At 61.5% G+C, this 21,961-nt stretch carries 19 protein-coding genes; 12 read left to right on the top strand and 7 right to left on the bottom strand.

What is annotated here, in order from left to right; all coding sequences use genetic code 11:
• Positions 1–4 precede the first annotated feature (4 nt).
• From NTD84_RS11955 to rfbB, 7 genes are read right to left on the bottom strand one after another with little or no spacing between them, the layout of a single operon-like run.
• A complete protein-coding gene (locus NTD84_RS11955; protein ID WP_262165528.1) occupies positions 5–460 on the bottom strand; it encodes a thioesterase domain-containing protein in 456 nt (151 codons plus the stop codon).
• Between the two features lie 40 nt (positions 461–500).
• Positions 501–1,895 carry a sigma-54-dependent transcriptional regulator gene (locus tag NTD84_RS11950; protein ID WP_262165525.1) on the bottom strand — a complete coding sequence of 465 codons (1,395 nt, stop codon included), beginning with the start codon at positions 1,893–1,895 and terminating at the stop codon, positions 501–503.
• A complete protein-coding gene (locus NTD84_RS11945; protein WP_262165524.1) occupies positions 1,892–3,700 on the bottom strand; it encodes an ATP-binding protein in 1,809 nt (602 codons plus the stop codon). Before NTD84_RS11945 ends, NTD84_RS11950 begins: the two co-directional genes overlap by 4 nt.
• A 36-nt stretch (positions 3,701–3,736) precedes the next feature.
• The gene (gene rfbD / locus NTD84_RS11940) at positions 3,737–4,606 is read right to left on the bottom strand and encodes a dTDP-4-dehydrorhamnose reductase (protein WP_262165522.1); all 870 of its coding nucleotides are present in this window, start codon (positions 4,604–4,606) and stop codon (positions 3,737–3,739) included.
• Positions 4,603–5,148: a dTDP-4-dehydrorhamnose 3,5-epimerase gene (rfbC, locus tag NTD84_RS11935; protein WP_262165519.1), complete on the bottom strand. Its 546-nt coding sequence runs from the start codon at positions 5,146–5,148 to the stop codon at positions 4,603–4,605. Before rfbC ends, rfbD begins: the two co-directional genes overlap by 4 nt.
• On the bottom strand, positions 5,145–6,020 hold the full coding sequence (gene rfbA, locus NTD84_RS11930; protein ID WP_262165516.1) for a glucose-1-phosphate thymidylyltransferase RfbA: 876 nt from the start codon (positions 6,018–6,020) through the stop codon (positions 5,145–5,147). The genes rfbC and rfbA overlap by 4 nt, the downstream gene beginning before the upstream one ends.
• On the bottom strand, positions 6,017–7,099 hold the full coding sequence (rfbB, locus tag NTD84_RS11925) for a dTDP-glucose 4,6-dehydratase (protein WP_262165514.1): 1,083 nt from the start codon (positions 7,097–7,099) through the stop codon (positions 6,017–6,019). The genes rfbA and rfbB overlap by 4 nt, the downstream gene beginning before the upstream one ends.
• Positions 7,100–7,275: 176 nt before the next feature.
• On the opposite strand from rfbB, the gene NTD84_RS11920 reads away from it, so the two are divergent.
• The 12 genes from NTD84_RS11920 (at position 7,276) to NTD84_RS11865 (ending at position 21,948) form a co-directional block, all read left to right on the top strand.
• Positions 7,276–10,188, top strand: coding sequence for an aminotransferase (locus NTD84_RS11920; protein ID WP_262165512.1), 2,913 nt, complete (start codon positions 7,276–7,278; stop codon positions 10,186–10,188).
• 358 nt (positions 10,189–10,546) lie between these two features.
• Positions 10,547–11,425: an N-carbamoylputrescine amidase gene (gene aguB / locus NTD84_RS11915; protein ID WP_262165509.1), complete on the top strand. Its 879-nt coding sequence runs from the start codon at positions 10,547–10,549 to the stop codon at positions 11,423–11,425.
• A 5-nt stretch (positions 11,426–11,430) separates the two neighbouring features.
• A complete protein-coding gene (aguA, locus tag NTD84_RS11910; protein WP_262165506.1) occupies positions 11,431–12,537 on the top strand; it encodes an agmatine deiminase in 1,107 nt (368 codons plus the stop codon).
• Between the two features lie 245 nt (positions 12,538–12,782).
• Entirely contained in the window at positions 12,783–12,995 is a 213-nt protein-coding gene (locus NTD84_RS11905) for a hypothetical protein (RefSeq protein ID WP_262165504.1), read from the top strand.
• Between the two features lie 321 nt (positions 12,996–13,316).
• The gene (locus NTD84_RS11900; protein ID WP_262165500.1) at positions 13,317–14,603 is read left to right on the top strand and encodes an OprD family porin; all 1,287 of its coding nucleotides are present in this window, start codon (positions 13,317–13,319) and stop codon (positions 14,601–14,603) included.
• 286 nt (positions 14,604–14,889) lie between these two features.
• The gene (locus tag NTD84_RS11895; RefSeq protein ID WP_262165498.1) at positions 14,890–15,903 is read left to right on the top strand and encodes a 2-keto-3-deoxygluconate permease; all 1,014 of its coding nucleotides are present in this window, start codon (positions 14,890–14,892) and stop codon (positions 15,901–15,903) included.
• Positions 15,900–17,180: a four-carbon acid sugar kinase family protein gene (locus tag NTD84_RS11890; RefSeq protein WP_262165495.1), complete on the top strand. Its 1,281-nt coding sequence runs from the start codon at positions 15,900–15,902 to the stop codon at positions 17,178–17,180. The genes NTD84_RS11895 and NTD84_RS11890 overlap by 4 nt, the downstream gene beginning before the upstream one ends.
• 5 nt (positions 17,181–17,185) lie before the next feature.
• On the top strand, positions 17,186–18,187 hold the full coding sequence (gene pdxA, locus NTD84_RS11885; RefSeq protein WP_262165493.1) for a 4-hydroxythreonine-4-phosphate dehydrogenase PdxA: 1,002 nt from the start codon (positions 17,186–17,188) through the stop codon (positions 18,185–18,187).
• 56 nt (positions 18,188–18,243) lie between these two features.
• Complete coding sequence (locus NTD84_RS11880) at positions 18,244–19,020, top strand: DeoR/GlpR family DNA-binding transcription regulator (protein WP_262165490.1); 777 nt, start codon at positions 18,244–18,246, stop codon at positions 19,018–19,020.
• A 258-nt stretch (positions 19,021–19,278) separates the two neighbouring features.
• Positions 19,279–20,892 (top strand): Fic family protein, encoded by a 1,614-nt coding sequence (locus NTD84_RS11875; protein WP_262165488.1) that lies wholly within the window; start codon positions 19,279–19,281, stop codon positions 20,890–20,892.
• A 181-nt stretch (positions 20,893–21,073) separates the two neighbouring features.
• Positions 21,074–21,295, top strand: a complete 222-nt coding sequence (locus NTD84_RS11870; RefSeq protein ID WP_262165485.1) for a tautomerase family protein — start codon at positions 21,074–21,076, stop codon at positions 21,293–21,295.
• Entirely contained in the window at positions 21,292–21,948 is a 657-nt protein-coding gene (locus NTD84_RS11865; protein WP_262165483.1) for a DsbA family oxidoreductase, read from the top strand. The genes NTD84_RS11870 and NTD84_RS11865 overlap by 4 nt, the downstream gene beginning before the upstream one ends.
• Positions 21,949–21,961: the final 13 nt, after the last annotated feature.

Raw genomic sequence — 21,961 nt, 5'->3', positions numbered from 1 at the left:
GAACCTATCGGTGCAGCACGTATTGCCCGGTAAAGCGCACTGCATCCTCATCACGGCCTTCATTGACAACCCGCGTATGCAGCGTCAACCGCGCTCGGCTGTATCGCTGGAACGTGGTCAGGAATTTCTTCCAGATCACCGGATCCGGTGCCTGGCAAATGGCATTGGCATCGCCCGTCACCGGCAGCGGGTAACTGATTTGCCCCTCCTGAATCACGATGTGCCCGTCGGTGATCCCCTCTTCTTTCAATCGCAAATGCAGCCAGCCCCAACCGGCCAGCACTGCGCCGCAATACAGGCTGCCACCGAACATGGTGCTTTTGTGATTGACGTTGGCGTCCAGGGGCAAGTGCAGGCGCAGTTGCTGGTCGTGCCAGTCGAGCACCTTCAGGCCCATGTCCCGGGTGAGGGGGATGTCGTGGTGGAGGACGGATTCCAGTTGACGACTGTCGCGGCTCATTCGGCGGTCTCTTGTTCGAAGTGGATGATCTGACGGCGGCTCAATCGAGGTCGTCGCTGTGGCTGGCCGCGCCGCTGTCGGCGAAGCTCAATCCGTGTTTACGCAGCTTGTCGTGCAACGTCTTGCGCGGAATGCCGAGGGCTTCGGCCAGGCTGCGCAGGGAACTGTGGGAGCGTGTCAGCTCGGCGGCAATCAATGATTTCTCGAAGTTTTCCACCTGCTCGCTCAGCCCGCCGCTGATCACCTCAACCAGAGTGCCAGCCGCGACATCCGGAGCGTTGTTGTCCAGCGCCAGTTCCAGGCCCAGGGCGAAACGTTCGGCGGCGTTCTGCAGCTCCCGCACGTTGCCCGGCCAGGTGTGGCGCAGCAACAGCGCCCGTTGCCCCGGTTGCAGTTCATGGGGCGGCAAACCGTGGCGCGTGCTGGCTTCATCGGCAAAATGCTGGAACAGCATCAGCGCATCTTCACCGCGTTCGCGCAAGGGCGGAATCCGCAACGGCGCGACGTTGAGCCGGTAATACAAGTCGGCGCGGAAACGGCCCTGATCGGCGGACTGACGCAGATCTTCCTTGGTCGCAGCGATGATGCGGATGTCCAGCGGGATCTGCTGATTGCCGCCCAGCCGCTCGACCACCCGCTCTTGCAGCAAACGCAGCAATTTCACCTGAACGTCCAGGCTCATGCTTTCGATTTCGTCGAGGAACAGCGTGCCACCGTTGGCGAATTCGAACTTGCCGATGCGGCGTTTTTGCGCGCCGGTAAACGCCCCCGGCTCGTGACCGAACAGTTCGCTTTCCACCACCGATTCGGCCAGGGCGCCGGCATTGATCGCCACGAACGGACCGTTACGCCGGCTCGACAAATCGTGCAGCGCCCGGGCCACCACTTCTTTACCGGCACCGGTTTCGCCAAGGATCAGCACGTCGGCCCTGGTGGCCGCCAGCGCGCCGATCTGTTCGCGCAGACGCAGCATCGGCGCCGATTGCCCGACCAGTCGCGCGCTCAGCTCATTGCGGTCGCTCAGGGCCAGACGCAGGCTGCGGTTGTCCAGCACCAGTCGGCGCAAGGCCAGGGCGCGACGTACGCTGTCGAGCAGGGCGTCGCTGGCGAAGGGTTTTTCGAGGAAGTCATAAGCGCCCGCGCGCATCGCTTGCACCGCCAGCGGTACATCGCCGTGACCGGTGATCAGCAGCACCGGCAGTTCCGGGTCCTGCGCGTGCAGTTCGGTCAGCAACTCGAGGCCGTCCATGCCCGGCATGCGGATGTCGCTGACCACCACCCCCGGCCAGTCGCGTCCCAGTTGCCCGGCCAGGCCCTTGGCTTCGGCGAGCGGCAGGATTTTCAGCCCGGCCAGGTCCAGCGTCTGGCTCAGGGCCTGGCGCAGATGGGGATCATCGTCGATCAGCACGACCTGGAGGCGGTTGTCGATGGTCATGCACTTCGGTCCTCGGACGGTTGCAGGCTCACGCCCGGTGCGCCTGCGCGCAGTTTCAGGGTAATCAGCGCACCGCCTTCCTTGTGGTTGGAGAACGACAGCTCTCCACCGAAGGCGCGCATCAGCGTCTCGCAAATCGCCAGCCCCAGGCCCAGGCCCTGCGTGCGGGTCTTGGTGGTGTAGAAGGGCTCGCTGGCGCGGCCAAGGGCTTCCATGCAAAAGCCGGGGCCGTTGTCGCGAATGTACAGATGGACGCCGTCGGCGCTGGATTGGGTACTCAACCAGAGTTTACGTGGCGGACCTTTTTCCGTCAGCGCGTCCAGCGCGTTGGCCAGCAGGTTGCCGAGCACCTGGCGCAGGCGGGTTTCCCCGGCCTCGACCCACAGGGTGGCGGCCGGCAGATCGCGGATCAGTTCGACTTCCATGCTGCGGCGGCGCTTGGCCAACAGCGCCAGCGCGTCATCCAGTGCCGGTTGCAGCGCCACGCTTTCCGGTGCATGGCGATCGCGCCGGGCAAAGGCCCGCAGGTGGGCAATGATTGAGGCCATGCGCCCGGTCAGTTCGCTGATCAGCTTGAGGTTGCCGCGGGCATCGTCGGTGCGCTGGTGATCGAGCAGCACTTCGGCGTTCTCCGCGTAGCTGCGGATCGCCGCCAGCGGTTGATTGAGTTCATGGCTGATGCTCGCGGACATGGTCCCCAGCGCCGACAGCTTGCCGGCCTGCACCAGGTCGTCCTGGGCGCGCACCAGTTCCTGCTGCGCGTGCTCGCGTTCGAGCACTTCCTGTTTCAACCGGCGGTTGAGGCCTTCGAGATCGCTGGTACGTTCGGCGACGCGGCCTTCCAGTTCCCGACGGGCCTTGGCTTCGAAGGAAATCCGCTCCAGATAATGACGACGCCGTTGCATCATCAGGCCGAGCAGCAACATCAACACCAGCAGCGTCGCGCCGCCGATGGCGACCACCGTGCGCACCGGGCGGTCGATCAATGTGTGGGGCGCGAGAATGCTGACGCTCCAACCGGTTTCGTCAATCTGTCGGGTCTGGGTCAGCCAGGCGTCAGGATTGAGGTTCAACGGCTTGGGTTCGCGGGTCGGGTAGGGTTGAATCGCGGTGATCGCTTCACGCTCGGCGTCACTCAATGGGCGGGTCGCGCGGAAACGCCACTCCGGCCGCGAGGTGAGGATGACCACGCCGTTATGGTCGGTCACCAGCAATTGTTCAGGGGTTTTACCCCAGAGGCTTTCGGTGTGGTCCAGGTCGACCTTGACCACCAGCACGCCGATGATTTTTTCCCGATCCCGTACCGCGGCAGCAAAGAAATAACCGCGTTTGGCCGAGGTGGTGCCCAGGCCAAAAAAGCGCCCCAAGCGCCCGGCCATGGCCTCGCTGAAATACGGTCGAAAGGCGAAATTGCGTCCGACGAAGCTGTCGTGCTTGTCCCAGTTGGAGGCGGCGAGTGTCTTGCCCGTGGTGTCCATCAGGTACATGACTTCGGCGCCGGTCTGGGCGGCGATGTTCTTCAGCAAGCGGTTGGCGTTGCCTTGCGTGACGCCATCGTCCGGTGCCGACAGGTCCGCGCGCAGGGCGGGCAGGTCGCCGAGAATCTGCGGCAACACTTCATAACGGTGCAGGGTGCCCAGCAGGTTGGCGACGTACAGGTCAAGGGTCTGCCGGTTTTGCCCGACCAGTTCGCTGCGGTAGTAACGCTCGGCCAGATGCTCCAGCGGCCACAGCAACGGCGCCAGGCACAGCGCGAGCAGGGCCAGGCTGCGCCAGCGGGGTCTGCGAGGGAGGGTCGGAGTCATGAGCATCAGGCGCCTGTGGGTACAGGCGCATTATGCCTAGGCTTGTCCGGCAAGACACTCGTGCAGCGCGGTTTGCCAGTCCGGCTGGCTGACGCCCCACTCGCGCAGCAGGCGGCTGCAGTCCAGGCGCGAATTCAGCGGTCGGGTGGCCGGGGTCGGGTAATCGCTGGACGGGATCGGCAGTAACTGCGCGCAGGGTTTCCCTTGTTCCTTCAACGCTTCGCCAATGGCCTGGGCGAAGCCGAACCACGATGTCTCACCCTGAGCGGTCAGGTGATAGGTGCCCCAGTCGCCCGCCTGTCCCGTTTGCCAGCGCTCGATCAGGGCGAGCGTGCTGTTGGCAATCGTACCGGCCCAGGTCGGTGCGCCGATCTGATCAGCGACGATGCGCAACTCCGGTTTTTCTTGCAACAGGCGTTGCATGGTCAGCAGGAAGTTGCGGCCGTGGGTCGAGTACACCCAACTGGTGCGCAGGATCAGGTGTTGGCCTTGTACGGCCGTGATCGCCTGCTCGCCAGCCAGTTTGCTCTGACCGTAAACGCCCAGCGGGTTGGGTGTGTCGTCCTCGGTGTAAGGCGCGTTTATGCTGCCATCGAACACGTAATCGGTGGAGTAGTGGATCAGCGGGATGCCCAGCACCAAGGCCTCCTCAGCCAGGATGCCCGGGGCCGTTGCGTTGATGGCGAAGGCCACGTCGGGCTCGCTTTCAGCCTGGTCGACCGCGGTATACGCCGCGGCGTTGATGATCAGGTCGGGACGAACCTGGCGGACCCGCTGACGAATGTGCTCCGGTTGTGTCAGGTCGAGCTGATCGCGACCGGGCACCACCACTTCATTCGAAACATTCAAGCGCTGCTGCAACTCACGTGAAACCTGGCCGTGCTGACCGCAAACAAGAATTCTCATGGAAACACTTCGATCTCTTGGAAATTTTGGCCGAGCCGGTCTTTGGCCGACAGCTGGGGGGCTTCCTGCAGTTGCCAGTCAATGGCGAGGGTCGGATCGTCCCAGCGAATGCAGCGCTCTGCGGACGGGTTGTAATAGTCGGTCGTCTTGTAGAGGAATTCGGCAGCGTCGCTCAGCACCACGAACCCATGGGCAAAACCTTCAGGGACCCACAACTGGCGGCGGTTTTGTGCGGACAAACGCACCCCCACCCACTGGCCGAAATGCGGGGAACTGCGGCGGACATCCACCGCGACGTCAAGCACCTCGCCAGCCGTCACCCGCACCAGTTTGCCCTGGGTATTTTCCATCTGGTAATGCAGGCCACGCAGCACGCCTTTTTGCGAGCGCGAATGGTTGTCCTGAACAAACTCGCGTTTCAGACCCGTCGCGTCTTCAAACGCCTTGGCATTGAAGCTCTCGTAGAAAAAACCGCGCTCATCGCCGAAGACCTTGGGCTCAAGAATCAACACGCCCGGCAGAGCGGTTTCAATCACATTCATTGTCCAGCCTCGGCCAGTTTGAAGAGGTATTGGCCGTAGCCAGTCTTGCCGAAATAAGCAGCGCGTTCGAGCAGCAGCTCTCGGCTGATCCAGCCATTGTCGTAGGCGATTTCTTCGAGGCAGGCGACTTTCAGGCCCTGACGGTGTTCGATGGTCTGCACGTATTGCGACGCGTCGAGCAGGCTGTCATGGGTGCCGGTGTCGAGCCAGGCGAACCCGCGACCGAAGCGCTCGACCTGCAGGTCGCCGCGCTTGAGGTAGGCATTGTTGACGTCGGTGATTTCCAGCTCGCCCCGTGGCGACGGCTTCACGGCCTTGGCGATCTCGATCACGTCGTTGTCGTAGAAATACAGGCCGGTCACGGCGTAGCTGGATTTCGGTACTTTCGGTTTTTCTTCGATCGACAGGGCGCGGCCTTCGCTGTCGAAATCGATCACGCCGAAGCGCTCAGGGTCTTTGACCCAATAGCCGAACACGGTGGCGCCGGAAGGGCGTTTTACTGCGTTCTTCAACTGGTCGCCGAAGTGCTGGCCGTGGAAAATGTTGTCGCCGAGGATCAGGCACACCGGATCATCGCCAATGAACGCTTCACCAATCAGAAAGGCCTGGGCCAGGCCATCCGGCGAAGGCTGTTCGGCGTAGCTGAACGTGACGCCGAACTGGCTGCCATCGCCCAGCAGGTTGCGGTATTGCGGCAGATCCTGCGGCGTGGAAATCAGCAAAATGTCTTTGATGCCGGCCAGCATCAGCACCGAGATCGGGTAGTAGATCATCGGTTTGTCGTAAACCGGCAGCAGCTGTTTGGACACGCCCAAGGTGATCGGGTGCAGACGCGTGCCCGAACCACCGGCCAGAACAATTCCTTTCATCATGCAATCAACTCCTTGGTATTGATGGCGCCCAGTCGTTCACCCTGGTAGCTGCCGTCCTGAACGCGGCGGCACCACTCGAGGTTTTCCAGGTACCACTGGACGGTTTTGCGCAGGCCGGTCTCGAAGGTTTCTTCCGGCACCCAGCCGAGTTCGCGTTCAATCTTGCTGGCATCGATCGCGTAGCGCAGGTCGTGGCCCGGGCGATCCTGAACGAAGGTGATCAGGTCGGCGAAATGCGCGACGCCTTCGGGCTTGTGCGGCGCCAGCTCTTCAAGCAGGGCGCAGATGCCGCGCACGACGTCGATGTTCTTCTGCTCGTTGTGGCCGCCGATGTTGTAGGTCTCGCCGACAACACCTTCTGTCACCACTTTGAACAACGCCCGGGCGTGATCCTCGACAAACAGCCAGTCGCGAACCTGCAGGCCGTTACCGTAGACCGGCAACGGTTTGCCGGCGAGGGCGTTGAGGATCACCAGCGGGATCAGTTTTTCCGGGAAGTGGAACGGCCCGTAGTTGTTCGAGCAATTGGTCAGCAATACCGGCAGACCATAGGTGCGCTGCCAGGCGCGGACCAGGTGGTCTGAAGCCGCCTTGCTCGCGGAGTACGGCGAGCTCGGCGCATACGGGGTGGTTTCGGTGAACAGGTCATCGACCCCGTGCAGGTCGCCGTAGACCTCGTCCGTGGAAATGTGGTGGAAGCGGAAGGCACTTTTCTCGGGCTCAGCCAGGGTTTGCCAGTAGGCGCGGGTGGCCTCCAGCAGGCTGTAGGTGCCGACGATATTGGTTTGAATGAAATCCGACGGACCGTCGATGGAACGGTCGACGTGGGATTCCGCCGCCAGGTGCATGATCGCGTGCGGCTGGAAGCGTGCCAGCACCGCGCTCACGGCGGCTTGATCGACGATATCGGCCTGGACGAATTCGTAGCGTGTGTCGTTGGCGATGCTGGTCAGGGATTCCAGATTGCCGGCGTAGGTCAGTTTGTCCAGGTTCAGCACTTCATGTCCGGTGTGCCGAATCAGGTGTCGAACCAGGGCAGAGCCAATGAAACCGGCGCCGCCGGTGATGAGAATGCGCATGTTGGCCAGCCTTTGTCTGTCAGACGATTGAAGCAAATGAGCATAGCTTGTCGGCAGCGGACGGGCGGTGCAATAGGGGACTGACAGCTATTTGGGATTTGCCGCATCAAGAGGGGTTGATTATCCACCGACGCGGTGGCGATATAAGCGCCTAATAATATTTCAGGGGTCGTTGTATGCCGCTCGCCACGTTGATTCATCGCGCCAGTTTGCCCAGCCCGCAGGTGTCTGTGGCGCAAGCGCTTGAGCTGCTCGAGGCGCATTACGGGTTGCGCGGGCGGTTGCAGGCCCTTGGCAGCCAACAGGACCTCAACTATCGCGTCGACAGCATCGAAGGGCGTTTCGTCCTGAAAATCTGTCGAGGGGATTATTCGGCGCTGGAACTGCAAGCGCAGCACGCCGGGCTCAAGCATCTGGCGGAAAACTCCGGGGTGCCGGTGCCGCGGGTGATGGTCGCGCGCAACGGCGCCGACCTGCTTTCGCTGGAAGTCGGTGGCCAAGCGGTGCACGTGCGCTTGCTCGAATACATCGAGGGCCATTCGCTGACCCATCTTGATCACCTGTCCGGCGCCGTGGTGGCCGGTTTTGGTCGACTCTGCGGTGAAATGGACCTGGCCCTGGCGGATTTCGACCATGCGGGCCTTGAACGCACCCTGCAATGGGATGCCCGCCACGCCAGTGCCCTGATCGCGCATTTGCTGCCCGTCATCAAAGACGACACCCAGCGAACGCTTATCGCGCAAGCGGCGCAGCAGGCCGAACTGCATTTGCTGCCGCTGGCGGACACGTTGCCGGTACAAGCCATCCACATGGACATCACCGATGACAACGTGGTCTGGCAGCGCGATGCGCAACGCCAGTGGCAACTGCAGGGCGTGATCGACTTCGGCGACCTGATCCGTACCTGGCGCATCACCGACCTGTCGGTGACCTGCGCGGCGCTGCTGCACCATGCCGATGGCGATCCGTTCTACATTCTGCCGGCGGTCCAGGCCTATCACGCGGTCAACCCGCTGCAACACGAGGAATTGCTGGCGCTGTGGCCGCTGATCGTCGCGCGGGCGGCGGTGCTGGTGCTCAGCGGCGAACAGCAGGTCAGCATCGATCCGGGCAATCAATACAGCCGCGACAACCTCACCCACGAGTGGGAAATCTTTCGGGTCGCTACGTCGCTGCCATTGGCATTGATGGAGGCGGCGATCCTCACGGCGGTCGGCCACAACCTGCCGGCGATTGGCAGCGAAGGTTTCGCGCCGCTGCTGCCAAGCCTGGTCGGCCGTGAATTCGCCTTGATCGACCTCGGCGTACTGAGCCCGCACTTCGAGGCGGGCAACTGGGAACAGCAAGGAATCGATCAACGTCTGTTGAGCGAAGCGGCGGCGGCTCATGGTCTGGCGGCGAGCCGCTATGGACAATACCGGTTGTCCCGCACTCGACCCGACAGCGCCAGCGAACCGGACACTTGCCCGCTGCACGTCGAGTTGCGCGTGCCCCACGATACGCCGGTCGAAACGCCGTTTGCCGGGGTGGTCCACCAGCCGGCGCCGGGGGTGTTGCAACTGGACGGCCCGCAGCTGAGCGTACGACTATGGGGCGTTACGCCGTCGCTGCACGGCGGCGCGGCACTGGTCAAAGGCCAGGTGCTGGGCTCGGTCAGCGGACCGTTGCGGGTGCAGTTGTGCCGAGGCGCTTCGTTCGATGCGCCGCTGTTTTGCACGCCTTCGCGTGCCGCGGCCTGGCAGGCGTTGTGCCCGTCACCGGCGTCGCTGCTGGGGCTGGCGTGCGATGCTGAAACGGAACTGGATTCGCAAACATTGCTGGCGCGCCGCGACGCCAGTTTCGCCCGCACGCAAAAACACTATTACGTCGATCCGCCACGCATCGAGCGCGGCTGGCGCAATCACCTGATCGACATGCAGGGCCGCTCCTATCTCGACATGCTCAACAACGTCGCGGTGCTCGGTCACGGGCATCCGCGCATGGCCGCGGTGGCCAGCCGTCAGTGGTCGCTGCTCAACACCAACTCGCGCTTCAACTATGCGGCGGTGGCTGAGTTCTCCGAGCGTCTGCTGAAGTTGTCGCCGGACTCCATGGACCGGGTGTTCCTGGTCAACAGCGGCAGCGAGGCCAATGACCTGGCGATCCGTCTGGCCTGGGCCTACAGCGGCGGTCGTGACATCGTCAGTGTGCTGGAGGCCTATCACGGCTGGACGGTGGGCGCGGACGCCGTCTCGACCTCGATCGCCGACAACCCCAAGGCCTTGAGCAGCCGTCCCGACTGGGTGCATCCGGTGCCTGCGCCGAACACTTATCGCGGCGAATTCCGTGGTCCGGACAGTGCGCCGGACTACGTGCGCAGCGTCGAGCACAACCTGGCGAAACTCGCCGCGCAGGGGCGTCAATTGGCCGGGTTCATTTGCGAGCCGGTGTACGGCAACGCTGGCGGCATCTCGCTGCCGCCGAATTATTTAAAGCAGGTCTACGGCCTGGTTCGTGCCCAGGGCGGCGTGTGCATCGCTGATGAAGTGCAGGTCGGCTATGGGCGCATGGGCAACTTTTTCTGGGGCTTCGAAGAGCAGGGCGTGGTGCCGGACATCATCACCATGGCCAAGGGCATGGGCAACGGCCAGCCGCTCGGCGCGGTGATCACCCGCCGGGAAATCGCCGAAGCGCTGGAGGCCGAAGGTTATTTTTTCTCCTCGGCGGGCGGCAGTCCGGTCAGTTGCCAGATCGGCATGGCGGTGCTCGATGTGATGGAGGAGGAAAAGCTTTGGGAAAACGCCCAGGTAGTGGGCGGTTATTTCAAGACGCGGCTGGAGGCGCTGATCGACAGCCATCCGTTGGTGGGCGCGGTACATGGTTCCGGTTTTTACCTGGGGGTCGAATTGATCCGCAACCGCGAAACCCTGGAACCGGCCACCGAAGAAACCACGGCGCTGTGCGATCGCCTGCGGGAGCTGGGGATTTTCATGCAGCCGACGGGGGATTATCTGAACGTGCTCAAGATCAAACCGCCGATGGTCACTTCGCGGCAGAGTGTGGATTTCTTTGTCGACATGTTGGCGAAGGTGCTCGCGGAGGGGCTGTAAAACACAGTCCCTGTGGGAGCGGGCTTGCTCGCGAAGGCGTCGTGTCAGTCGACATCAGTGTTGGATGATCGATCGCTTTCGCGAGCAAGCCCGCTCCCACAGGGTTCATACCGACTTGAACTGCCTGCAGGACACGGACCTTGTGGGAGCGAGGCTTGCTCGCGGAGGTGAAATACCGATTGTTATCGGGTTTTAGCGCTTTGTTTTTCGACAGAAGGAAGATTAAACACTTTTAAAGTCGATTTTTATCGGCTATAAAGTCGTCATTGCCACGGCGCGCCCCGTCACGCCCGCGCTTCCCGTTCTGTCATCGGTCGAGACCACACTCGACCACAAAGCACTTGCCCGGAGATGATTCATGAGTCGCATCGTTACCGTCGCCGCCACCCAGATGGCCTGTTCCTGGGACCTTGAAGCCAACCTCGAAACCGCTGAAAGGCTGGTCCGCGAGGCGGCGGCCCAAGGCGCGCAGATCATCCTGATCCAGGAACTGTTCGAGGCGCCGTACTTCTGCCAGAAGCCAAACCCGGATTACCTGCAACTGGCCACGACGGTCGAAGACAACGTCGCCATCCGGCATTTCCAGAAGGTCGCCAAGGAACTGCAAGTGGTGCTGCCGATCAGCTTCTACGAGCGGGCTGGCCGCGCGCGTTTCAACAGCATCGCAATCATCGATGCCGACGGTTCCAACCTCGGGATTTATCGTAAAAGCCACATCCCGGACGGTCCTGGCTACCACGAAAAGTACTACTTCAACCCGGGCGACACCGGCTTCAAAGTCTGGAACACCCGTTACGCGAAAATCGGCGTGGGCATCTGTTGGGACCAGTGGTTCCCGGAATGCGCGCGGAGCATGGCGTTGCTGGGCGCGGAAATCCTGTTCTACCCGACCGCCATCGGCAGCGAGCCGCACGATAAAACCATTTCCTCCCGTGACCACTGGCAGCGCGTGCAGCAGGGCCATGCCGGCGCCAACCTGATGCCGCTGGTCGCCAGCAACCGCATTGGCAACGAAGAGCAGGACGGCTACGACATCACCTTCTACGGCTCTTCGTTCATCGCCAATCAGTTCGGCGAGAAGGTCCAGGAACTCGATAAAACCGAAGAGGGCGTGCTGGTGCAGCGTTTCGATCTCGACGAACTTGAACACATTCGCAGCGCTTGGGGCTCCTTCCGCGACCGCCGTCCGAACCTGTATGGTGCTCTCAAAACCCTCGACGGTTCCCTGGAGTCCTGATCGTCATGACCACGTTAAACAGCACGCCCCGCGCCGACGGCTTCTACATGCCGGCCGAATGGGCACCCCAAACCCAGACCTGGATGGTCTGGCCCGAGCGCCCGGACAACTGGCGCCTGGGCGGCAAACCGGCGCAAGCCGCCCACGTCGCCGTGGCCAAGGCCATCGCCCGTTTCGAGCCGGTGACCGTGGCCGTATCCGCCGGCCAGTATGAAAACGCCCGCGCGCGTCTCGACGTGCCGAATATCCGCGTGGTCGAGATGTCCAGCGACGACGCCTGGGTCCGCGACACCGGCCCGACGTTCGTGATCAACAACAGTGGCGAAGTCCGTGGGGTGAACTGGGACTTCAACGCGTGGGGTGGTTTTGACGGCGGCCTGTACTCGCCGTGGAATCGTGATTCGCAGGTCGGCGGCAAGATCCTCGAGATCGAGCGCAGCCAGCGTTATCGCACCGAAGGTTTCGTGCTGGAAGGCGGCTCGATCCACGTCGATGGCGAAGGCACCGTGATCACCACCGAAGAATGCCTGCTCAACCGCAATCGCAACCCGCACCTGAACCGGTCGGAAATTGAAGCGGTACTCAAAGACAATCTGGCCGTGGACAAAGTCATCTGGTTGCCGGATGGCCTGTTCAACGACGAAACCGACGGCCATGTGGATAACTTCTGCTGCTACGTGCGTCCGGGTGAAGTGTTGCTGGCCTGGACCGATGACCCGCAAGACCCGAACTACCCGCGCTGCCAGGCCGCGATGAACGTGCTGGAAAGCAGCACCGACGCCAAGGGTCGCCCATTCACGGTGCACAAGATGCCGATTCCGGGCCCGCTGTATGCAACCGAAGAGGAATGCGCCGGTGTCGACCCGGTGGACGGCACCCAGGAGCGCAACCCGTCGGTGCGTCTGGCCGGCTCTTACGTGAACTTCCTGATCGTCAACGGCGGCATCATCGCGCCGAGCTTCGACGACCCGCTGGATGGCCCGGCCAAGGAGATTTTGCAGAACCTGTTCCCGCAGCACGAAGTGGTCATGGTGCCGGGACGCGAACTGTTACTGGGCGGCGGCAATATCCACTGCCTTACCCAACAGCAGCCCGCGCCGCACAAAGAGTGAGTGCAGTTGTAACAGCCTGAGTTGATTGAAAAATCGGTCAAGCCGGGATTTTTCCCGCACGCCTCGCAAGAAGCCCGCAGCCCATCAGGACTGCGGGCTTTTTTGTATCCACTCGTCGACCGTTGCGACACATTGGCACAGCTCTTGTATCCCTTTTGGTGTGAAACAGGGAGGGGGAGGACTTCGATGTTCTGTCATAAACCTTGGATAAGTTAGCCGCTCACGAACCGGGAGAGAGCGCGGAAATGAACGCCGAAGTGAACGTGGTGAACGAGCGGGCATTGCATCCCCTGGCAGTCAACAGCGAATCGCTTCAGATTCTTGCGCACTGGTTGAAGTCCAATGGAACGCGTCAGATCAGGGAACCTGATCCGCGCCGGATGATGATCGAGCGCTATCCCGCTGGTTTATTCAGCGAGGCGGAACTGGACGCGTTGTGGGATCTGATGGAAGGATAAAAAAGAACAACAATGGATTGATAAGAGCGCTGCCGGGATGGCGGCGCTTTTTTTTAGCCCGTCAGCAGCCCACACCGCGCCATCGTTTAGACGTTTTTCGCCTATCTTCAGACGATTCATGAAATTGACACCGGGTTCTGGGCGCGACTAGGATTCGCCCCAACGCCTGTGGCCAACCGCCATGACTCAAAAATAATAAGAAGGCCCGCCACGATTTTTCGTGGGCGGGCCTTTTTGTTTCGGGTTGAAAAAAGAGTGCGATAGCGCCGATTCAGCCGTTCGACACAGCGCGTATCAACCCGTAATAAGGAAAAGAACAAAATGTTGAATAAGCGAATCAGCCTGATCGCTCTGGGGATGTTGAGCGCTACACAGGCCATGGCTAACGACCAGGCCGAATCCAAAGGTTTTGTTGAAGACAGCAGCCTCAAAGTGCTGCTGCGCAACGCCTATATCAATCGTGACTACAAAGATGGCCGACCGGACAAAGCCGAGTGGGGCCAGGCGGCCATCGGTACGTTCTCGTCCGGCTTCACCCAAGGCACTGTCGGTGTGGGTGTGGACGCGTTTGGTCTGTACGCACTGCGTCTGGATGGCGGCAAGGGTCGCACCGGCGCGCAAGGCATCGACTTCTTCAAAAAGGGTGACAGCGGTAACGCGGCTGACGACCTGTCCAAAGGTGGCGCGGCAGTCAAATTCCGTCTGTCCAGCACCACGCTGACCTACGGCGACCAGATGCCGTCCCTGCCGGTGCTGAGCTACGACAACGTGCGCCTGCTGCCGGAAAGCTACACCGGCACCCTGATCACCTCCAAAGAGATCAAGGGCCTGGAGCTGAACGCCGGTCGCTTCACCGCCGAATCGCGCAAAAGCGCCGAAGGCCGTGACAGTGGTGGCCTGAAGTCGATCAACGTATTGGGCGGTAGCTACCAGTTCACCGAACAGTTCAAGGCAGCGCTGTACGCCTCCGACGTTGAAGACGTGTTGAAGAAGCAATACGTGAACGCCAACTACGTGTTCCCGATCAACAAGGATCAGTCCCTGACCCTGGACTTCAACGGCTACCGCACCAAGCTGGACAACTCCTACGTCCGCGAAAGCGGTGCGACGGGCGACGACAACAAGATCTGGAGCCTGGCAGCCACCTTCGCCACCGGCCCGCACTCGTTCACCGTCGCTCACCAGCGCAGCACCGGCGACAGCAACTTCGGCTACGCCTACGGCGGCTACCAGAAGGATCAAGGTCGCGTCGGTGACGGTGGCAACACCATCTACCTGGCGAACTCCTACTGGTCCGACTTCAACGCCGAAGACGAACGCAGCTGGCAGTTGGGCTACGGTCTGGACTTCAGCGCATTCGGCGTGCCGGGCCTGAGCTACAACGTCGCTTACGTGCGCGGTGACAACATCACCACGTCCACCAGCGAAGGCGGCACCGAGCGCGAAATCTTCAACCAGTTCAAGTACGTCGTGCAGAGCGGCCCGGCCAAAGACCTGAGCGTGAAACTGCGCAGCTCGATCCTGCGCGTGGCGCAGAAATCCAGCGAGTACAACGTCAGCGGTAACGAAATCCGTGTGTTCGTAGACTACCCGATCAACATTTTCTGATGATCGGTTGCCGTATCGAGGCCTGATTCAAGGCTGAGGCAGAAAAGCCCCGACTGGTTCGGGGCTTTTTTGTGGGCGCTGCGGGGCTCTAGGTCGCGGTAATGACGTCATTCGACTGTCCGCCGTCTGCGCAAAAATGATCAAAACGAGCATTTCTAATGATTGGTTTGCGCAATTTGAAGGCCTGGCATAAGATAATTTGACTGAGTCAATCACTATCGTGACCAGTTCAGTCAGTTTCGAGGTAGAAACACGTCTTACCCAACAATTATAAAAGGAGACCCTCGTGGCCCAGATTCCTATCAAGCGCACCATAGAACGCATCCCTGGCGGCATGATGATCGTGCCCCTGCTGATCGGTTCGCTGGTGGCAACCTTTGCGCCCGACACACCCAAATTTTTCGGCTCATTCACCAATGCCTTGTTCACCGGGGCGCTGCCGATCCTCGCGGTGTTCTACGTGTGCATGGGCGCGAGCATCAACATCAAGGCCACGCCTTACCTGCTGAAGAAGGGCGGTACGCTGCTCATCACCAAAGTCGGCATCGCCGTGCTCATGGGCATCATCCTCGGGCATTTCCTCGGCGAGGCGCCGGTGTCGTCAGGCCTGTTTGCCGGCATCTCGACGCTGGCGGTGGTCGCCGCGATGAACGACACCAACGGCGGTTTGTACATGGCGCTGATGGGGCAGTACGGTCGTTCGGAAGATGTCGGGGCGTACTCGGTGATGTCGCTGGAGTCGGGTCCCTTTTTGACCATGGTCACCCTGGGCATTGCCGGTCTGTCGGCGTTCCCGTGGCCGACGCTGGTGGGCAGCATCCTGCCGCTGGCGCTGGGCATGTTGCTGGGTAATCTCGATCGCGACATGCGCGACTTCCTGGCCAAGGCCGTTCCAGTGATGATCCCGTTTTTCGCCTTGGCCCTTGGCGCCAGTCTTGACCTGCATAACGTCTGGCAGGCCGGTTTGCTGGGTCTCGGCATGGGTGTGGCGGTGGTGGTACTGACCGGCATTCCGTTGTTCTTCGCCGACCGCTTGACTGGTGGCACCGGCGTCGCCGGGGTGGCCGCCGCGACCACCGCGGGTAACGCCGCGGCGGTTCCAGCACTGATCGCAGCCGCCAACCCGGTGTATGCCGAAGCCGCCAAGAGCGCGACGATCCTGGTCGCCGCTTGCGTGGTGGTCACCGCGATCCTCGCGCCGCTGCTGACCGCCGCGGTCGCTAAACGCTTTCAGCCGCGCGAACCGGTCGTTATTCCCAAGCCGGGGATCGAACCGGTGAAGCAGGAGGCGTTGCGATGAGGATCCTGATCATCGCTGACGACCTGTCCGGCGCGGCGGATTGCGCCATCGGCTTTGCCAGCGCCGGGATGCAAACGGTGGTCAGCCTTGATCCGCTGAATGACCAGGCGGATGCGCAAGTGATCGCCGCGGATACGGACACCCGTCGTCTCTCGCCGGCGCACGCCGCCGAGCGTACCGTTGCCGCGTTCAAGGCGCTGCATCAACCGGGGCAACGCCTGTACAAGAAAATCGATTCGACGTTGCGTGGCAACTGGGCGGCCGAAGTCGCCGCCCTGCAACCCTTGGCCGGTCTGGCCATCGTCGCCCCGGCGTTCCCGGCCACCGGGCGTACGTTGCGTGGCGGTCGGGTGTTCGTGAACGGCCAGCCGCTGGAAACCACCGACACCTGGAAACTGGAAAACGCCGACCGCCCGGCCGACGTCGAAGCGATGCTCAGTGCCGCTGGCCTGAGCACCGCCAAGCTGGACCTCGACACCTTGCGCGGCAACGAACAAGTCTTGGCGCAACGCATTGCCGAGGTGGCCCGCAGAGGTACTCAGGCGCTGATTGTCGATGCGCAAACCGAGGACGATCTACTGACCCTCGCTCGCCTCACCGCGTCGCTGGATCAGCCGTTGTTCTGGATCGGCTCCGGTGGTTTGGCCCGGGAAATTGCCGGCCTTGCCGCGTTCACCGAAGCTCGGTTCACGAGCATCGAACCGACGGCGCAGGAAAAAAGCCAGGCGCCGATTCTGATCCTCGTCGGCAGCTTGTCCGGCGTCTGCGAGCGGCAATGCGCGCTGCTCAAGGAGCGCGGCGGGGTCAGCGAACTGGTGGTCCCGCCAGAAGTCCTGCGTCAAGGCAGCGCCCATGCAGAGTGGGCGACCTGGCAGGCGCGCATTGGCGAGCAACTCGATGGCTGGAGTGATTTGCTCCTGCGCATCGGTCGTGATGATGCGTTCGATCCGCAAGAAGGCGCGCACCTTTCAAGCAGTCTGGCCGTGCTGGTCGAACCGCACTTCGCCAAGGTCGGCGGCCTGATCGCCACCGGTGGCGAAACCGCACGGGCGATCCTGACCACCGTCGGCATCGACAGCCTGCAACTGCTGACCGAAATCGAAGCCGGGGTCGCGTTCGCCCGACCGACCGTGTCCCGCCAAGGTCATCGCCCGGGCATCGTGACCAAGGCTGGCGCGTTCGGCACCGATCACGCGTTGTATGCAGCCTGGCAACACCTGAGCGAAAGCGCCGATCGCTCCCCGCCCCAACGCACACGAATCCAAGGACTCGAATGAACACTATGAGCAACTACCTCCCCATCATCGGCATCACCATGGGCGACGCCTCGGGTGTCGGTCCGGAAATCATCGTCAAGAGCCTGACCCACGACGTCGTCTATCAACAATGCCGGCCGCTGGTGATTGGTGACGCTCGTCGATTGGAGCAGGCCAATGTCATCGTCGGCGGCAGTGCCAAGGTGCGCCGCATCAAGGACGCGTCCGAGGCGAAATACGAAGCCGGCATCATCGACTGCATCGACCTCGACCTGATCCCCGACGACCTGCCGTTCGGCGAGCTATCGCCCATCGCTGGCGACGCCGCGTATCAGTACATCGCCCGCGCCGTGCAACTCGCCGAGGCCAGCCAGATCGACGCGATCTGCACCGCGCCGCTGAACAAGGAAGCGCTGCACGCCGGTGGCCACAAGTACCCCGGCCACACCGAAATGCTCGCGCACCTGACCCACGTCGACGAAGTGTCGATGATGCTGGTGGCGCCGCAGTTGCGGGTGATTCACGTGACCACGCACATCGGCATCATCGACGCGATCCGCAAGATCGAACCGGGCCTGGTCCAGCGCACCATCGAGCGCGGCAACGCAACGTTGATAAAGGCCGGCATCGCTAGACCGCGCATTGGCGTGTGCGGGATCAACCCGCATGCCGGTGAAAATGGCCTGTTCGGTTATGGCGAAGAGGAAGAAAAAATCATCCCGGCGGTGAAGCTGCTGCAGGAACGCGGCCTCGACGTGACTGGTCCGCTGCCTGCCGACACGCTGTTCTTCCGCGCCGGCCGCGGCGACTTCGATCTGGTGGTGGCGATGTATCACGACCAGGGCCACGGCCCGGTCAAAGTGCTCGGCCTGGAAGCAGGCGTGAACGTGACCGTCGGCCTCGACGTGATCCGCACCTCGGTCGATCACGGCACCGCGTTCGACATCGCCGGCAAGGGCATCGCCGATGAACGCAGCCTGCTCGAAGCATTGCGTCAGGGCGCGGAACTGGCCACGCGACGGGGATGAGTCGCAGCGGCGCTGTCGTGTAAGATCGACCACCGTCCACCGTGCGAGACCCGCCCATGAAAGCCTCCGAACGCCACCGCGCCATCCTCGACCTCGTACGCATTGGCGATGCCAACGTCGAGCAATTGAGCGCGGCGCTCGGCGTCTCCGAAGCCACGGTGCGACGCGACCTGACCATGCTCGCCAAACAGCGCCACCTGGTGCGCACCTACGGCGGCGCCACCGCCGTGGTCGGCGTGCATGAACCGGAAGCCTCCCTCGAAGAACGCAAGACCTCCCAGTGGGAACAAAAAGAAGCCATCGCCCAAGCGGCGGCGGCTCACGTCCTGGACGGCGATACCGTGCTGCTCGACGGCGGCACCACCTGCGCCGCGCTGGCCCATCACCTGTGCTCGCGACAAGACGTGCACGTGGTCACCAACAACCTGCTCGCCGTCATGACCCTGGCCAACGCGCCGGGCATTCGACTGACCTTGATCGGCGGCGATTTGCGCGGTTCGAGCATGAGCACATTGGGGCCGTTGGCGGAACTGACGTTGAGCCGGCTGAGCGTCGACAAGGCGTTTTTGGGGGCGGATGGCGTGGTCGCGGAGTTCGGCTTGTGCGAGGCGAGCGCGCAGCAGGCTTATTTGAAGGAATGCATCATCAAACGGGCGGCGCAGATTGTGGTGCTCGCCGACACCGACAAACTCGGCCGCGCGCGGCAACAGCACTGGACGCCGATTGAGCGCGAGTGGCGGTTGATTACCGGGGCCACCGCCGATGACGCGGCACTGGCGCCGTTTTATGCGCTGAAACAGATCACTGTGGAAACCGTTGTGACGACTCCGTGAGATCGCCCGGTTTCGAAACGGTTTTGTGCAAAAAGCCAGATTTATGATCGTTCTTGAGCAAATGAAATCGTTTTTATGCGTTGGATGCAGTTCGAAGGTGGCCAATTCCTTCGCGAGCTCAATCCGAGGTGCTCTGAATGTTCGTTTTTGCGCATTAGCTCCGAAAAATAATCATTTTTATGCAGCGGAACCTGTTTTTGATCGTTACTCTTCATTTGCGGCGGTTTGCTTTAGCCGAAGTTTTGAAAGGAGTGTGGCGTGAGCGAGTTTCCCGTAGACCCCATCGGCGCTGCCTGGCTAGCAACGACATTCGACGTGCGGCCGATGGCACGGCTACCCGTGTTAAGTCAGGTCGGTAGCCGACGGTCAACTCAGGTCGAAGACGGGTTTCGTCTTGAAACCTATCCGGAAAACATGCGCCCCGATCCGGACTTTTCATCCCATCTGCAATTTCACCTACGACACGAAGTCCCGCACTTTGAATTCTTGAGCAGGCTGTTTAGCAAGGTGGGGCCTGCACCGGTACAAGGCTGGTTGAATGAGGAGCCTACTGGCCAATATGCCCGCAGGTCAGCGTTCTTGTTTGAGTGGCTCACGGGCGAGCCGTTGCAAGCGCCAGAACCTATAGGCGGCAAGTATGTGGATGCCATCAACGCCGAGCTGATGGTGGCGGCTTCACCCGAAGCGGCGGTGAAGGTGCCGCGTTGGCGAGTGAATGACAACTTGCCTGGCTCGAGCGACTTCTGCCCAACCGTCGTCAAGACAGCCGCGGTCAATTCGGCAGCGGACCTCAACGTGCCTCACCTCTTTGGTCAACTGACCGCAGAGTTTGGCGAAGCGCTTCTGCTGCGCGCCGCCGCATGGATGACACTCAGGGAAAGCAAAGCCAGCTTCGCCATTGAAGGGGAGGCGGATCGTTCTACGCGTATCCAGCGTTTCGCCGATGTGTTGGCGCGGCGAACCGGTCAGGGCGAACTGCCACTCACCGATGCTGCACTGGCTGAGATGCAAGAAGAAATCCTTGGCGCAGTGACCACACTGACACGTCTGGGAATTCGGCAATCACCGGTGTTCGTCGGCGAAACGGTGCGCTATCAGGAGATCGTCCATTATGTCGCTCCCCCGGAGAGCGATTTGGAGCGGATGCTGGAAGGCATTCGCGTCTTTCTGAATCGTACTCAAGGGCAGTCCCCGGTCATGCGCAGTGCTGTAGCCGCGTTCGCTTTTGTCTATATCCATCCTCTGGCCGACGGTAACGGTCGGGTCCATCGCTTCTTGATCAACGACATTCTGCGTCGTGACGGGGCCATCCCAGACCCGGTGATTCTTCCGATTTCAGCGGTTATCACCGACGACTCTGCTGAGCGGCGTCTTTATGACAGCGTACTGGATCAGGTTTCAAAACCGCTCATGCAGGGCATACGAGACCAGGTAGCCTTCGCCAGTACTCGTACGCAATACCCTGACGGCGTGGTCTCGAATATCGAGTTCGCAGGCCAGGATCAGGCTCGCCCGGTGTGGCGCTATCCGAACCTGGGGCCACACGTTGTTTTCATGTCTAACGTCATTCGCCGCACCATCACCGAACAAATGCGCGAAGAGTCGCGGTATTTACGCAGTCACATTAGAGCCAGGCAGGCAATCAAGGAAATCGTTGAGATGCCTGATCCGCAGGCTGATCGGCTCTTGCGATCCATAGAGCAGAACGAAGGGAAGCTGAGCAACGTACTGGCAAAGGAAATGCCTGTCCTGACAAGGCCGGAAATCTGGGCCGCCATTATCGAAGCGGTGGCCCAGTCGGTTCGAGGGGAGGAGCCGATAGACAGTAGCGTGAGTGATCGATACCACCCGAAACAGCCAGTGGGTCGATGATCGACTTACGCAAAAAGCCCCGATTGATTCGGAGCACCAGGTAATTTTTTACGGCGCCATCATTACACCACGTAACTAATGATGTTCCCGTCCCCACCTTTATCCCCTCCCGGCAAACTCCTACATTGAGCTCCAACACCTACCCATCATCCCGATGAGCAGGTCACTGGAGATCTTCCTCATGCCTTTCGTAAGCGTACGCATCACCCGCGATGGCGTTACCTCCGAGCAGAAAGCTCAGGTGATCGCCGAAATCACTGAAACACTGCAACGCGTGCTCAAGAAAGACCCGCACCTGACCCACATCGTGATCGAGGAAGTCGACACCGATAACTGGGGCTACGCCGGTATCACCACCACCCAGTACCGCGAGCAACTGGCCGAGAAGGAGGGCAAAGCGTGACGCCCTCAATCTCCATCGACTTCATCTCCGACGTGGTGTGCCCGTGGTGCGCATTGGGTGCGACGGCGCTGGAGCAGGCCATCGAGAACGTCGCTGATGACATCTCGGTGCAGCTGACCTACAAGCCGTTCGAGCTCAACCCGAACATGCCGCCCGAAGGCGAAAAAGCCGTCGAGCACTTGATGCGCAAATACGGGCGCACCGCCGAAGACATCGCCGCCGGCAAGGCGATGCAGATTGCTCGCGGCGAGGCCGTCGGCTTCACGTTTGACCTGGAAAAACGCAGCCACTTCTACAACACCTTCGACGCGCACCGGCTGTTGTTGTGGGCATTGCAGGAAGGGCGGCAGGTCGCACTGAAAAAGATTCTGCTGCGCGCTTACTTCAGCGACGGCCAGAACCCGAGTGATCGCGAGACGCTGGTTCGACTGGCGGCGGAAGCAGGGCTGGATGCGGCGGCGGCCCAAGCGGTGTTGGCGTCCGGCGCGTTCGCCGAGGAAGTGCGTGAACTGGAAGCGTTTTACCAGCAACGCGGCATCAACTCAGTCCCGGCCATGATCCTCAACGGTCGTCACCTGGTGTCGGGTTCGCAATCGGTCGAGTACTACGAGCAGATGTTGCGACAAATGGCCAACGCCCCCGCCGAAGCCTGATTACTTACTTTTC

Origin of the sequence: Pseudomonas sp. 14P_8.1_Bac3 (assembly GCF_025466085.1) — a bacterium.
In the GTDB taxonomy this organism is placed as follows: domain Bacteria; phylum Pseudomonadota; class Gammaproteobacteria; order Pseudomonadales; family Pseudomonadaceae; genus Aquipseudomonas.
This window is presented reverse-complemented; position numbering and strand designations above follow the sequence as displayed.

Excerpts from the sequence above, each read along its gene's own strand:
- NTD84_RS11950 (WP_262165525.1), bottom strand. The coding sequence starts at position 1,895 with ATGACCATCGACAACCGCCTCCAGGTCGTGCTGATCGACGATGATCCC.
- NTD84_RS11900 (WP_262165500.1), top strand. The coding sequence starts at position 13,317 with ATGTTGAATAAGCGAATCAGCCTGATCGCTCTGGGGATGTTGAGCGCT.
- NTD84_RS11905 (WP_262165504.1), top strand. The coding sequence starts at position 12,783 with ATGAACGCCGAAGTGAACGTGGTGAACGAGCGGGCATTGCATCCCCTG.
- pdxA (WP_262165493.1), top strand. The coding sequence starts at position 17,186 with ATGAGCAACTACCTCCCCATCATCGGCATCACCATGGGCGACGCCTCG.
- rfbB (WP_262165514.1), bottom strand. The coding sequence starts at position 7,099 with ATGCGCATTCTCATCACCGGCGGCGCCGGTTTCATTGGCTCTGCCCTG.
- rfbC (WP_262165519.1), bottom strand. The coding sequence starts at position 5,148 with ATGAATGTGATTGAAACCGCTCTGCCGGGCGTGTTGATTCTTGAGCCC.
- NTD84_RS11880 (WP_262165490.1), top strand. The coding sequence starts at position 18,244 with ATGAAAGCCTCCGAACGCCACCGCGCCATCCTCGACCTCGTACGCATT.
- NTD84_RS11920 (WP_262165512.1), top strand. The coding sequence starts at position 7,276 with ATGCCGCTCGCCACGTTGATTCATCGCGCCAGTTTGCCCAGCCCGCAG.
- aguA (WP_262165506.1), top strand. The coding sequence starts at position 11,431 with ATGACCACGTTAAACAGCACGCCCCGCGCCGACGGCTTCTACATGCCG.
- rfbD (WP_262165522.1), bottom strand. The coding sequence starts at position 4,606 with ATGAGAATTCTTGTTTGCGGTCAGCACGGCCAGGTTTCACGTGAGTTG.
- NTD84_RS11870 (WP_262165485.1), top strand. The coding sequence starts at position 21,074 with ATGCCTTTCGTAAGCGTACGCATCACCCGCGATGGCGTTACCTCCGAG.
- NTD84_RS11945 (WP_262165524.1), bottom strand. The coding sequence starts at position 3,700 with ATGACTCCGACCCTCCCTCGCAGACCCCGCTGGCGCAGCCTGGCCCTG.
- NTD84_RS11955 (WP_262165528.1), bottom strand. The coding sequence starts at position 460 with ATGAGCCGCGACAGTCGTCAACTGGAATCCGTCCTCCACCACGACATC.
- aguB (WP_262165509.1), top strand. The coding sequence starts at position 10,547 with ATGAGTCGCATCGTTACCGTCGCCGCCACCCAGATGGCCTGTTCCTGG.
- NTD84_RS11890 (WP_262165495.1), top strand. The coding sequence starts at position 15,900 with ATGAGGATCCTGATCATCGCTGACGACCTGTCCGGCGCGGCGGATTGC.
- rfbA (WP_262165516.1), bottom strand. The coding sequence starts at position 6,020 with ATGATGAAAGGAATTGTTCTGGCCGGTGGTTCGGGCACGCGTCTGCAC.